Annotated in this window: 10 protein-coding genes; 7 read left to right on the forward strand and 3 right to left on the reverse strand. The window is 63.5% G+C overall.

The window, feature by feature from the left end:
- Window positions 1-125: 125 nt before the first annotated feature.
- The 3 genes from lysS to prfB all read right to left on the reverse strand — a co-directional run bounded on the left by lysS (window position 126) and on the right by prfB (window position 3,476).
- On the reverse strand, window positions 126-1,664 hold the full coding sequence (gene lysS / locus ACCD07_RS04000) for a lysine--tRNA ligase (protein ID WP_413446582.1): 1,539 nt from the start codon (window positions 1,662-1,664) through the stop codon (window positions 126-128).
- A 26-nt stretch (window positions 1,665-1,690) separates the two neighbouring features.
- Window positions 1,691-2,368 carry an HAD family hydrolase gene (locus ACCD07_RS04005; protein WP_353398076.1) on the reverse strand — a complete coding sequence of 226 codons (678 nt, stop codon included), beginning with the start codon at window positions 2,366-2,368 and terminating at the stop codon, window positions 1,691-1,693.
- A gap of 3 nt (window positions 2,369-2,371) precedes the next feature.
- A protein-coding gene (prfB, locus tag ACCD07_RS04010) for a peptide chain release factor 2 (protein ID WP_176650434.1) occupies window positions 2,372-3,476 on the reverse strand; the annotation gives its coding sequence in 2 pieces (ribosomal slippage) (window positions 2,372-3,394 and window positions 3,396-3,476; 1,104 coding nt in all).
- Window positions 3,477-3,729: 253 nt separating this feature from the next.
- Here prfB and ACCD07_RS04015 point away from each other — a divergent pair.
- The 7 genes from ACCD07_RS04015 to ACCD07_RS04045 all read left to right on the forward strand — a co-directional run bounded on the left by ACCD07_RS04015 (window position 3,730) and on the right by ACCD07_RS04045 (window position 12,134).
- Entirely contained in the window at window positions 3,730-5,703 is a 1,974-nt protein-coding gene (locus ACCD07_RS04015) for a bifunctional 2',3'-cyclic-nucleotide 2'-phosphodiesterase/3'-nucleotidase (protein WP_413446604.1), read from the forward strand.
- Between the two features lie 11 nt (window positions 5,704-5,714).
- Complete coding sequence (locus ACCD07_RS04020; protein WP_353398079.1) at window positions 5,715-6,248, forward strand: tetratricopeptide repeat protein; 534 nt, start codon at window positions 5,715-5,717, stop codon at window positions 6,246-6,248.
- Between the two features lie 197 nt (window positions 6,249-6,445).
- Window positions 6,446-7,603: an ABC transporter substrate-binding protein gene (locus ACCD07_RS04025; RefSeq protein WP_176650438.1), complete on the forward strand. Its 1,158-nt coding sequence runs from the start codon at window positions 6,446-6,448 to the stop codon at window positions 7,601-7,603.
- Window positions 7,604-7,693: 90 nt separating this feature from the next.
- On the forward strand, window positions 7,694-8,584 hold the full coding sequence (locus ACCD07_RS04030) for a branched-chain amino acid ABC transporter permease (protein ID WP_176650439.1): 891 nt from the start codon (window positions 7,694-7,696) through the stop codon (window positions 8,582-8,584).
- Window positions 8,585-8,587: 3 nt separating this feature from the next.
- Window positions 8,588-10,537 carry an ABC transporter permease subunit gene (locus tag ACCD07_RS04035; protein WP_413446583.1) on the forward strand — a complete coding sequence of 650 codons (1,950 nt, stop codon included), beginning with the start codon at window positions 8,588-8,590 and terminating at the stop codon, window positions 10,535-10,537.
- Between the two features lie 12 nt (window positions 10,538-10,549).
- The gene (locus ACCD07_RS04040; RefSeq protein ID WP_413446584.1) at window positions 10,550-11,278 is read left to right on the forward strand and encodes an ABC transporter ATP-binding protein; all 729 of its coding nucleotides are present in this window, start codon (window positions 10,550-10,552) and stop codon (window positions 11,276-11,278) included.
- A gap of 16 nt (window positions 11,279-11,294) precedes the next feature.
- Window positions 11,295-12,134, forward strand: coding sequence for an aldo/keto reductase (locus ACCD07_RS04045; protein ID WP_413446585.1), 840 nt, complete (start codon window positions 11,295-11,297; stop codon window positions 12,132-12,134).
- Window positions 12,135-12,145: the final 11 nt, after the last annotated feature.

Raw genomic sequence — 12,145 nt, forward strand, 5'->3', positions numbered from 1 at the left:
GGAGCTGCCGGCCCTTTTGAGGGGCTGCTCGATGGAAGGGTTACCGTACCTCAAAAGTGTCAACCTATTCCAGGACGGGGCAGGGAGCAAAAAAAAGCCGCTCAGTTGAGCGGCTTTCGGGGCGATTACTCTTCGCGTCGCAAGTGCGGGAACAGCAGCACGTCGCGGATGTTCGGCGAGTCGGTGATGATCATCATCAGGCGGTCGATGCCGATGCCGCAACCGCCGGCTGGCGGCATGCCGTATTCCAGCGCGCGGATGTAGTCGGCGTCGTAGAACATCGCCTCTTCATCGCCGGCGTCCTTGGCTTCGACTTGCGCCAGGAAGCGGGCCGACTGGTCTTCCGCATCGTTCAACTCGGAGAAGCCGTTGGCGATCTCGCGGCCGACCATGAACAGCTCGAAGCGTTCGGTGATGCCTTCGCGGTCGTCCGACGCGCGCGCCAGCGGCGACACCTCGACTGGATAGTCGATGATGAAGGTCGGTTCCCACAGCTGCGCCTCGGCGGTTTCCTCGAACAGCGCCAGTTGCAGCGCGCCCAGGCCGGCGGTGGCGAACGGCTTGACGCCAAACTTCAGCAGTTCCTTCTTGATGAATTCCACATCCGTCAGCTGCTCCGGCGTGTAGCCCGGCGCGTACTTGTTGATCGCCTCGACGATGGTCAGGCGGTGGAACGGCTTGGCCAGATCCAGCTCGCGGCCGCCGTAGGTCAGCGTCGCAGTGCCGTGCGCATCGACGGCGGCCTGGCGGATGATCTCTTCGGTGAAGTTCATGATCCAGGTGTAATCGGTGTACGCCGCGTAGAACTCCATCATCGTGAATTCAGGGTTGTGACGGATCGACACGCCTTCGTTGCGGAAGTTGCGGTTGATCTCGAACACGCGGTCGAAGCCGCCGACCACCAGGCGCTTCAGGTACAGCTCGGGCGCGATACGCAGGAACATCTGCATGTCCAGCGCGTTGTGGTGGGTGATGAAGGGCTTGGCCGCGGCGCCGCCCGGAATGGCGTGCAGCATCGGCGTTTCCACTTCCATGAACTCGTTCTTTTCCATGAAGCGGCGCATCGACGAGATCGCGGCGGTGCGCGCCTTGAACGTGCGGCGGGTGTCCTCGTTCATGATCAGGTCGACGTAGCGCTGGCGGTACTTGGTTTCCTGGTCGGCCAGGCCGTGGAACTTGTCCGGCAGCGGGCGCAGCGACTTGGTGATCAGGCGCAGCTCGGTGACCTTGATGGTCAGCTCGTCGGTCTTGGTCTTGAACAGCGTGCCGATCACGCCCAGGATGTCGCCCAGGTCGTAGTGGTGCAGCGCGGCCATCGCGGCTTCGCCGGTCAGGTCCAGCGTGGCGTAGATCTGGATGCGGCCGTCGGCTTTCGGGCCAGAGGCGTCCTGCAGCGTGGCGAAGGCGGCCTTCTTGCCGGCTTCGCGCTTGAGCATCATGCGCCCGGCCAGCACCACGGTGACCGGAGCGGCTTCCAGCTCTTCGCGCGACTTCTCGCCGTACTGCGCGTGCAGGTCGGCCGCCTTGTGCTGCGGCTTGAAGTCGTTCGGGAAGGCGACGCCCTGTTCGCGAATCGCGGCCAGCTTGGCGCGGCGTTCGGCGATGATCTTGTTTTCGTCTTGTGGCGCAGGCGTGCCGGCTTGGTCTTGAAGATCCGTAGTCATGGTCTGTTCTTTTGTTGAGGTGATGATTAGTTGGTGACGGAGGCGAAGAGCTCTTCGACATCCAGCTCGCTGAAGTCGCGCGCCATGGCGATCACGTTGTCGAATTCGGCAAACGCTTCGGCCGGCAGGGTGGTGGTCAGCACCACCGCGCGCATGCCGGCGCGGCGCGCCGCTTCCACGCCCAGGGGCGCGTCTTCGAACACGATGCTGTTGACGGGCAGGGCGCCGGTGCGTTCGGCTGCCAGCAGGAACACGTCCGGATTGGGCTTGCCGCGCGCGACGTCGGCGGCGCCGGCGATGGCGTGGAACTCCTTGCGCAGGTCCAGGCCATCGAGCGTGAAGTCGATGTTTTCGTTGGGCGCGGCGGTGGCCACGGCCAGCTTGACGCCGGCGTTCTTGGCGCGGGCGATGAAGTCTTCGAAGCCGTTGACCGTCGCCAGGTGCGGCGCGTACAGCTCGCGGTACAGCGATTCCTTCTCGAAATCGAGCGCGGCGCTTTCTTCCTTGGTCATCGGCTTGCCGAAGTAGGTGCTCATGATTTCATGGCCCTGGCGGCCGGCCGTGGCGCGGAAGAATTCGTCCGCGTCCAGCACGTGGCCGCGACGTTCGAAAAAGGCCAGCCACGATTTGGTGTGGAAGGCCATGTTGTCGACGATGGTGCCGTCCATGTCGAAGATGAACGCGCGCTGCGATTGAGAAGTCATTGGTTATACGCCTTGCTTGAGCGATGCGGAGATGAAGTCGTCCAGGTCGCCGTCCAGCACGCCCTTGGTATTGCCGGTTTCGAAGTTGGTGCGCAGGTCCTTGATGCGGGACTGGTCCAGCACGTAAGAACGGATCTGGTGGCCCCAGCCGACGTCGGTCTTCGAGTCTTCCAGCTTCTGCTGCTCGCTCATGCGCTTGCGCAGTTCCATCTCGTACAGCTTGGCCTTCAGCATTTCCATCGCCTCGGCCTTGTTGCGGTGCTGCGAGCGGTCGTTCTGGCACTGCACGACGATGCCGGACGGGCCGTGCGTCAGACGCACCGCGGAGTCGGTCTTGTTAATGTGCTGACCACCGGCGCCGGACGCGCGGTAGGTGTCGATGCGCAGGTCGGCCGGGTTGATCTCGATGTCGATCGAGTCATCCACTTCCGGGTACACGAACAGCGACGTGAACGAAGTGTGGCGGCCGTTGGCCGAGTCGAACGGAGACTTGCGCACCAGGCGGTGCACGCCGGTCTCGGTGCGCAGGTAGCCATAGGCGTAATCGCCTTCGACCTTGATGGTGGCGGTCTTGATGCCGGCCACCTCGCCGTCGGACTGTTCCATCACCTCGACCTTGAAGCCTTTGCGTTCGGCGTAGCGCAGGTATTGACGCAGCAGCATCGACGCCCAGTCCTGGGCCTCGGTGCCGCCGGCGCCGGCCTGGATGTCGATGAAGCAGTTGTTCGGGTCCATCGGATTGTTGAACATCCGGCGGAACTCCATGCCTTCGATGACTTTGCGGACTTCTTCGGCATCGACGATCAGCGCTTCGAGCGTGTCGTCGTCGCCTTCTTCCTTGGCCATGGCGAACAGGTCGCCCATGTCTTTGAGGTCGGTGTCGGCCTTGGTCAGCGCGAAGACGATGGCTTCGAGCGATTTTTTCTCTTTACCGAGGTCCTGGGCCTTTTTCGGGTCGTTCCAGACCGTCGGGTCTTCCAGTTCTTCGTTTACTTGTTCGAGTTTCTCTGACTTTTTATCGAAGTCAAAGATACCTCCGTAGTTCGGCTTCGCGCGAGGTCAGATCGGCGAGCAGGGCGGAGAGGGCGTTGATGCGTTCGGCTTCCATGGTTTTCTTCTTTTCTATGCTGAATTCAAACCTTAGATTATACCGTAACCGGCTACGGTCTCCCAGCGCCGTGCTGCAACCGCAAAATACTGCCTTATTTGCCACGGAAAGTTTAAAATATCGTGCTCAAGACTTAAGTGACTTGATTCAAGGAAACACGCTGCGTATGATGTGGCGCAGCGCCCGTTGCCCAGAAAATTGCAACTTTATTCATAGATCATTCATGCGTCCAGCGTATCTCGTGTTGCCTGTCATGCTGCTTGGCTGTTCCAGCCTGCCGCAGGGCGGTACGACGCCCGTCGGGACCGAGGCCACGCTGGCGCTGCTGGAAACGACCGACCTGCACGCGACCGTGCTGAGTTACGATTACTACAAGCTCAAGGCCGATCCGGCCATGGGCCTGGAGCGCACCGCGACACTGATCAAGCAGGCGCGCGCCGAATTCCCCAACAATCTGCTGCTCGACAACGGCGACGCCCTGCAAGGCACGGCGCTGGCCGACTACCAGGCGCTGGTCAAGCCGGTCGATTGCGGCCAGCCCTTGGCGATCTACAAGGCCATGAACCTGCTGCGCTTCGACGGCGCCGGCATCGGCAACCATGAATTCAACTACGGCCTGGCCTACCTGAGCCAGGTGACCGGCAGCCATTTCGACGTGGACGGCGTGCCAGCCGACGCGCCGCGCTGCGCCGGGCCGGCGTTCCCCATCGTGCTGGCGAATATCTACAGCGCCAGGACCCGGCAGCCGCTGTTCCAGCCTTACCGCATCCTCACGCGTGAGATCGGCGCCACCGGTCCGGACGGCAAGCCGCTGACTGCCATGATCAAGGTCGGCATCATCGGCTTCGCGCCGCCGGCCGTGCTGTCGTGGGACAAGCGCTGGCTGGACGGCAAGGTCTACGCCGAGGGCGTGCGCGAGACGGCGCAAAAATACATCCCGCAAATGCGCGCCGAGGGCGCCGATCTGGTGGTGGCCGTGTCACACGGAGGTCTTGATGGTGCGCCATACTCTGCCCGGATGGACGACGCCAATTACTACCTGTCGCAAGTGCCAGGCGTGGACGCGATGCTGATCGGCCACTCGCACCAGCAGTTCCCCAACGCGGCCAGCAAGCTGCCTGAATTTAACCTGCAGGGCGTCGACAAGGCGGCAGGCACGGTGCACGGCGTGCCGGCGGTGATGGCCAGCCTGTGGGGCAAGCACCTGGGCGTGATCGGCCTGCACCTGACGTACGACGGCAAGGCTTGGGTGGTGGACAAGCGCCGCACCACGGTGGAGGCGCGTGGTACGCAAAATCCCGACCGCAGCTACGTGGCCGCCGATCCCGCCATCGCCGCGCTGGTGGCCGCCGAACACGAGGCCACCATCAGCTACGTGCAAACGCCGGTCGGCACCAGCGACTTCCGCATGACGACGTACTTCGCCGACGCCGGCGACATCAGCGCCATCGAACTGGTGAACCAGGCGCAGACGGCCTATGTGCAGGACTACGTCAAGGCCAACCTGCCGCAGTACGCCAGCCTGCCGGTGCTGTCGATGGCGTCGCCGTTCAAGACCGGCGCCGGCGGCGTGGGCGACTACACCGACGTCAAGCCGGGCGGCCTGGCGCTCAACAACGCCGCCGACCTATATCTGTATCCGAACGCGCTGCATGCGGTCAAGCTGAACGGCGCCGGGCTCAAGGCCTGGCTGGAAAAATCGGCCGAGCGCTTCAACCGCATCGACCCGGCCAGCGGCGCGCAGCAGGAGCTGGTCAACGCCGCCTTTGCGGGCTTCAACTTCGACATGCTGACCAGCGCCGACGTCTCCTACCAGATCGACGTCACCAAGCCTGCGGGCCAGCGCGTCGTCGATTTGCACTATAAAGGTGCGGCGTTGTCGCCGTCGCAGGAGTTCCTGGTGGCGACCAATAACTACCGCGCCAGCGGCGGCGGAGGTTTCCCCGGCCTGGATGGCGGCAAGACCGTGCTGGCGGCGCCCGATTCCAGTCGCGACGTGCTGATCGCGTATATCCAGCGGCAGAAAAATCTCACCCGGGCGCGCAACGGCTCCACGCGCAGCTGGCGGTTCGCTCCGGTGGCGACCAGGGGCGCCGTGGTATTTCACTCGGCCCCCGGCATGATGGAATTGGCGAAGGAGGCCGGCTTGAAGTCGGTCTCCCAGGTTAAAACGGACGATGGCGGCGGCAAGGGCTTTGCCCTGTACGCCATCGATTTGTCGATATGAATGGAGGGCGCATGAAGCTCATGCGGAAAATGGCGGCGGTATCGATGTTGTTCGTTTCGGTCGGGATGGCCCACGCCGGGCCGGTCGACGAGGCGCGCTTGTATCTGCGCGGCGGCGAGGGCGTGGCCGTCAACCTGCCGAAGGCGTTCTCCCTGTTCAGCGGCGCCGCCAAGGCGGGCGATCCGCTGGCGGCCTACTATCTGGGCTTGATGTACAAGAACGGCATGGCCGTGGCGCGCGACGCCAGGGCCGCCGCGCGCTGGCTGCAGTTCGCGGCCGATCGCCAGATGCCGGCGGCGATGTTCGCGCTGGCCAAGCTGTATCTGAGCGGCGACGGCGTCAAGCGCGACGAGCAGGCCGCACGTCACCTGATAGAAAAAGCCGCCGACCTGGAGTATCCTGACGCGGTGATGGCGATGGCCATCGGCCTGCGCGACGGCTCGATGGGCTTCGACCGCAACGAGGCGCTGTCCGAAACCCAGATGCGCTTCGCCAATCGCGCGCTGGCGCAACGCGGCAGCAGCCGTGTAACTCCGGGTATGTAAACGTTCCCGAAAAATCCACTGAATTCTTACTGTTTGCTTACACGCGGCAGGGCTTTGCGCCTTGCTGCGACGCGGCATATCTATCTGTTGCTGCTGTCGATGTAGTCACCTACAATGGCCCATCGATGGGATGGCTATCCGGCTGAGTTTCCAACGTAACGACTATTAAAAAAATGTTGTAATACAGGAGATGACAGATGAACTTCAAGTTGAAATTGCTCGTTGCAAGTGTAGCTTTCGGTATCTCGGCTTCCTCCATGGCGGCCGATCCCATCAAGATCGGCGTGGCCGGTCCGTTCACCGGCGGTTCCGCGCCGATGGGCGTGTCGATGCGCGACGGCGTCAAGCTGGCCGTGGCGGAGATCAACGCCAAGGGCGGCGTGCTGGGCCGCCAGATCCAGCTGGTCGAACGCGACGACGAAGCCAAGAACGAACGCGGCGTGCAGATCGCCCAGGAACTGATCAATAAAGAGAAGGTCGCTGCCACCGTTGGCTACATCAACACCGGCGTCGCGCTGGCCTCGCAGCGCTTCTACCAGGAAGCCAAGATCCCGGTCATGAACAATGTGGCCACCGGCTCCATCGTCACCAAGCAGTTCGCCGACCAGCCGGAGAACTACATCTTCCGCAACGCCGCCAACGACACCATCCAGTCGGGCATGATCGTGCACGAGGCGGTCGAGAGCCGCAAATTCAAGAAGGTCGCGATCCTGGCCGACTCCACCAACTACGGCCAGCTGGGTCGCGAAGACCTGGAAAAAGCGCTCGACAAGAAAGGCCTGAAAGCGGTCGCCGTCGAGAAGTACAACCTGAAGGACGTCGACATGACCGCCCAGCTGCTGAAAGCCAAGCAGGCCGGCGCCGAAGTGGTGCTGACCTACGGTATCGGCCCCGAGCTGGCGCAGATCGCCAACGGCATGGAAAAGCTGGGCTGGAAAGTGCCGCTGATCGGCAGCTGGACGCTGTCGATGGCTAACTTCATCGACAACGCCGGCAAGAACGGCAACGGCACCCGCATGCCGCAAACCTTCATCCAGGACCCGACCACGCCCAAGCGCAAAGCCTTCATCGACGCTTACGTGAAGGCCTACCATCCGCCTGGCGACCGCATGCCGTCGCCGGTGTCGGCCGCGCAGGGCTACGACTCGATCTACCTGCTGGCCGCCGCCATCAAGCAGGCCGGTTCCACCGACGGCCCGAAGGTCAAGGCCGCGCTGGAAAACCTGAACGAGAAGATCGATGGCGTGGTGACCTCGTACAGCAAGCCGTTCAGCAAGGATAACCACGAAGCGATCACTGCGGACATCACCGTCTTCGGCGAGGTCAAGGACGGTAAAGTAGTCCTGGCCAAGTAAGCTCGCGAGTCTTTGCACTGGCCAGTCTTGACGAGTCAAGCCTGGCCATTTTCTTGCCGTCTTCTGTAGACCTCACTGGTGGTGGAAATCATGGAAATCTTATTGCAACTGGCGTTCAGCGGCATCGCGCTCGGCATGATCTACGCGGTGATCGCGTTCGGCTACCAGCTCACGTTCGCCACCTCCGGCACGCTGAACTTCGGCCAGGGCGAATCGCTGATGCTGGGGGCGCTGGTCGGGCTTAGCTTGGTCGGCAATATCCACGGCGGACCTTACATGAGCTACCTGCTGATGATACCGCTGGTGATCGTGTTCGGTGCGTTGCAGGGCATGTTCGTCGAATGGATAGGCGTGCGGCCCGCGATCAAGATCAAGTCCGAATTCGGCTGGATCATGTCGACCATCGCGCTGGCCATCATCTTCAAGAACGTGGCCGAGAATATCTGGGGCAAGGACGACCTGACTTTCCCTTCGCCTTTGAGCTCGACGCCGTTCCAGGTGCTGGGCGCCAACGTGCAGCCGATGCAGGTGGCGGTGGTGGTGGGCGCGCTGGCCATCATGGCGGCGGTGGAGATCTTCAACCGCAAATCGATCTACGGCAAGGCCGTGGTGGCCACCGCCAACGACCGCGACGCGGCCGGCCTGATGGGCATCAACACCGGCATGGTGATCACCTTCTCGTACGCGCTGTCGTCGGCGGTGGCGGCGTTTGCCGGCGTGCTGGTGGCGCCGCTGACGCTGACCGGCGCCACCATGGGCGCCTCGCTGGGCCTGAAGGCGTTCGCGGTGGCGATCATCGGCGGCCTGACGTCGGGCGTGGGCGCCATCGTCGGCGGGCTGATACTGGGCATCGCCGAGACCACCACAGGCTACTACATCTCGACCGGCTACAAGGAAGTGCCGGGATTGCTGCTGCTCCTGCTGGTACTGGCCGTCAAGCCGTCCGGCCTGTTCGGCAAAGCCGCCATCAAAAAGGTCTGACCCATGAACAAGAAACTCCTGGCTGCGAGCATAGCGGGACTGGCGGTGCTGGTGCTGTATCCGGTGCTGATCCCCAATCCGTATTACATCCACCTGTTTGAAACGATCCTGATCTACGCCATCCTGCTGTTCGGGCTGGACATCGTGGTCGGCTACACCGGGCAGGTGTCGCTGGGCCACGCCGGCCTGTTCGGCATCGGCTCCTACGCCACCGGCGTGCTGGTGTTCAAGCTGGGCGCGCCGTTCTGGATCGCCATCCCGGCCAGCGTGCTGGGGGCGGCGGTGTTTGGCGCCATCCTCGCGCTGCCGGCCCTGCGCGTCACCGGTCCCTACTTGGCGATGGTCACGCTGGCCTTTGGTACCATCATCCAGATCCTGATCAACGAGATGACCTTCCTCACCGAAGGCCCGATGGGCATCAAGATCGCCAAGCCGATGATCGTCGGCCAGAAGCTCAATGAGGTCAGTTACTACTACATGGTGGCCGCGTTGATGGTGCTGTCGCTGATCGTGGTGCACCGGATCCTGAAGTCCAACCTGGGGCGCGCCTTCGAAGCGCTGCGCGACAGCCCGATCGCCTCCGACTGCATGGGCGTGTCGGTCTACCGCTACAAGGTGTACGCCTTCATCATCAGCGCCGGCTTTGCCGGCCTGGCGGGCAGCCTGTATGCGTATTCGGAAGAGTACATCTCGCCCAACACCTACAACTTCGAGCTGACCATCCTGTTCCTGCTGGCGGTGATCATGGGCGGCCGCAAGACCCGTTCCGGTTCGCTGATCGGCGCGCTGATCGTGGTCATGCTGCCCAGCCTGCTGGCCGACATCGAACTGTTCCGCCAGATCGCCACCGCCGCCGCCGTGCTGGGCGTGATCGGCTCGGCCTACATGCTGGCCAAGAAGCGTTCGACGCCGCGCGACGTGATCGTGCCGCTGATCGCCACCATCGGCATGGCCGCCTTCTCGTACAAGCTGGAAAACATCGTCGACTGGCGCCTGACCGTGTTCGGTTTGATGACGCTGTTCGTGGTCTACTATCTGCAGGACGGTATCGTCGGCTTCCTGTTCAGCCTTGTCGGCAAGGGCGCCGTGCATGCGAAGGCGGTGGCGGCCAGCGGCGTCGAGCCGTTCGCGCGCGCCAAGGGCGGCAACGCCGGCGACACGCTGCTCAGCGTCGACCAGATCCTGATGCAGTTCGGCGGCCTGAAGGCGCTCAACCAGGTCAACCTGAACGTGGTGCAGGGATCGGTGCACGGCCTGATCGGCCCCAACGGCTCGGGCAAGAGCACGATGATGAATGTGCTGACGGGGATCTACAAGCCGACCGACGGCAAGGTGTCGTTCAGCGGCGCGGTGATCTCCGGCCGCACGCCGTCCGAGATCGCGTTGGGCGGCGTGGCGCGCACCTTCCAGAACGTGCAGCTGTTCGGCGAGATGACGGCCACCGAGAACGTGCTGGTCGGCCTGCACAACACCTTCGAATCGAACGTGCTGGACGTGATGCTGCAGACACCGCGCTACAAGCGCGAGGAAAAGGCCGCGCGCGAGCGTGCCGCCAGCATCCTGGAGTTTGTCGGCCTGTCGGCGATGGCCGACGAGGAGGCGCGCAATCTCCCTTACGGCAAGCAGCGCCTGCTGGAGATCGGGCGCGCGCTGGGCCTCAGCCCGCGCCTGCTGCTGCTCGACGAGCCGGCGGCCGGCTTGACCGCGCCGGACATCAAGGAACTGATGGCGATCATCCGCAAGATCCGCGACCACGGCATCACCATCATCCTGATCGAGCACCACATGGACGTGGTGATGGCCTTGTCCGACACGGTGACGGTGCTGGACTTCGGCCAGAAGATCGCCGAAGGCGTGCCGTCGGCCGTGCAGAGCGATCCGAAGGTGATCGAGGCCTACCTGGGCGGCAGCAGCGAAGAACATGGCGGCACCAAGGCGCCGGCGGCGCATTAAAAAGGACAGCACATGCTATCGATCACCAATCTGCAAGCGTCGTACGGCAAAGTCGAAGTCCTGCACGGCATCTCGCTGGAAGTCCCGAAAGGCAAGCTGGTGACGCTGATCGGCTCCAACGGCGCCGGCAAGACCACCACCATGCGCGCCATCTCCGGTATGCTCAAACCGAAGGGCGGCAAGGTCACGCTGGACGGCAAGGACATCACCGGCCACGACTCGCACAAGATCGCCCGCGCCGGCCTGGCGCATTCGCCGGAGGGACGGCGCGTGTTCGCCTCGATGACGGTCACCGACAACCTGCTGCTGGGCGCCTTCCCGCGCTTCACGCGCGCGCGGCCCAAGGGCGACATCAAGCACGACCTGGAAAAGGCGCTGGAGCTGTTCCCGCGCCTGAAGGAGCGCCGCACGCAATTGGCCGGCACCCTGTCCGGCGGCGAGCAGCAGATGCTGGCGATGGCGCGCGCCGTCATGCTCAATCCGGAAGTGGTGCTGCTGGACGAGCCGTCGATGGGCCTGGCGCCGATCCTGGTGGAGGAAGTGTTCCGCATCATCCAGCGGCTGAAGTCGGAAGGCGTGACGATGCTGCTGGTGGAGCAGTTCGCCGCCGCCGCGCTGAACGTGGCGGACTATGGCTACGTGCTGGAAAACGGTAGTATCTCGGTTCACGGTCCTGCCGAAAGCCTGAAAACCGATCCGAAGGTGATCGCAGCCTATCTGGGCGGAGGCCAGGGCCACTGATCTATCGGAGGCGGCAATGAAGACGATAAGTTTCCCTTCGGGGCGGCAGGTTCCCGTGCTGGGGCAGGGCACCTGGGCCATGGGCGAGCAGAGCGCCCGCAAGCGCGATGAAGTCCGTGCCCTGCAGCTCGGCCTCGATCTCGGCATGACGCTGATCGATACCGCCGAGATGTACGGCGAGGGCGGGGCGGAGGAGGTGGTGGGCGAAGCCATCGCCGGCCGGCGCGACGAGGTCTACCTGGTCAGTAAGGTCTACCCGCACAACGCCGATTTCGAAGGCACGCAGGCGGCGTGCGAACGCAGCCTGCGCCGCCTGAAGGTCGATTGTATCGACCTGTACCTGCTGCACTGGCAGGGACACTACGCCATCGACGAAACCTTGGACGGCTTCGAGGCGCTCAAGAAAGCCGGCAAGATCAAGGAGTACGGCGTCAGCAACTTCGACCTGGAGAGCATGCGCGACGCCGTCGATTGCGGCACCGTCGCCACCGACCAGGTGCTGTACAACCTGATCAAGCGCGGCATCGAATTCGACCTGCTGCCGTGGTGCCGCCAGCAGGGCATGCCGTTGATGGCTTATTCGCCGCTGGAATCGAGCGGCCGCGATCAGGCCGCGCTGCTGGGCAATCCCGGCCTGCGGACCGTCGCCGACGCGCACGGCGTGACGCCGGCACAGATCGCGCTGGCCTGGGTGCTGCATCAGGATGGCGTGATCGCCATCCCCAAGGCCGTCGATCCTGTACACTTGCGCGCTAATCGCGCCGCCGCCGATATCCGCCTCTCGGCGGAGGACCTGGCGGCGCTGGACCGTGCGTTTCCACCGCCGCGCCGCGCCCGCGCGCTGGACATGCGTTAAACAATGAATAA

Source organism: Duganella sp. Dugasp56 (assembly GCF_047304105.1).
In the GTDB taxonomy this organism is placed as follows: domain Bacteria; phylum Pseudomonadota; class Gammaproteobacteria; order Burkholderiales; family Burkholderiaceae_D; genus Rugamonas; species Rugamonas hordei.

Coding starts and splice junctions, on each gene's coding strand:
- ACCD07_RS04020 (WP_353398079.1), top strand. CDS start 5,715: ATGAAGCTCATGCGGAAAATGGCGGCGGTATCGATGTTGTTCGTTTCG.
- ACCD07_RS04035 (WP_413446583.1), top strand. CDS start 8,588: ATGAACAAGAAACTCCTGGCTGCGAGCATAGCGGGACTGGCGGTGCTG.
- ACCD07_RS04045 (WP_413446585.1), top strand. CDS start 11,295: ATGAAGACGATAAGTTTCCCTTCGGGGCGGCAGGTTCCCGTGCTGGGG.
- ACCD07_RS04040 (WP_413446584.1), top strand. CDS start 10,550: ATGCTATCGATCACCAATCTGCAAGCGTCGTACGGCAAAGTCGAAGTC.
- ACCD07_RS04015 (WP_413446604.1), top strand. CDS start 3,730: ATGCTGCTTGGCTGTTCCAGCCTGCCGCAGGGCGGTACGACGCCCGTC.
- lysS (WP_413446582.1), bottom strand. CDS start 1,664: ATGACTACGGATCTTCAAGACCAAGCCGGCACGCCTGCGCCACAAGAC.
- ACCD07_RS04005 (WP_353398076.1), bottom strand. CDS start 2,368: ATGACTTCTCAATCGCAGCGCGCGTTCATCTTCGACATGGACGGCACC.
- ACCD07_RS04025 (WP_176650438.1), top strand. CDS start 6,446: ATGAACTTCAAGTTGAAATTGCTCGTTGCAAGTGTAGCTTTCGGTATC.
- ACCD07_RS04030 (WP_176650439.1), top strand. CDS start 7,694: ATGGAAATCTTATTGCAACTGGCGTTCAGCGGCATCGCGCTCGGCATG.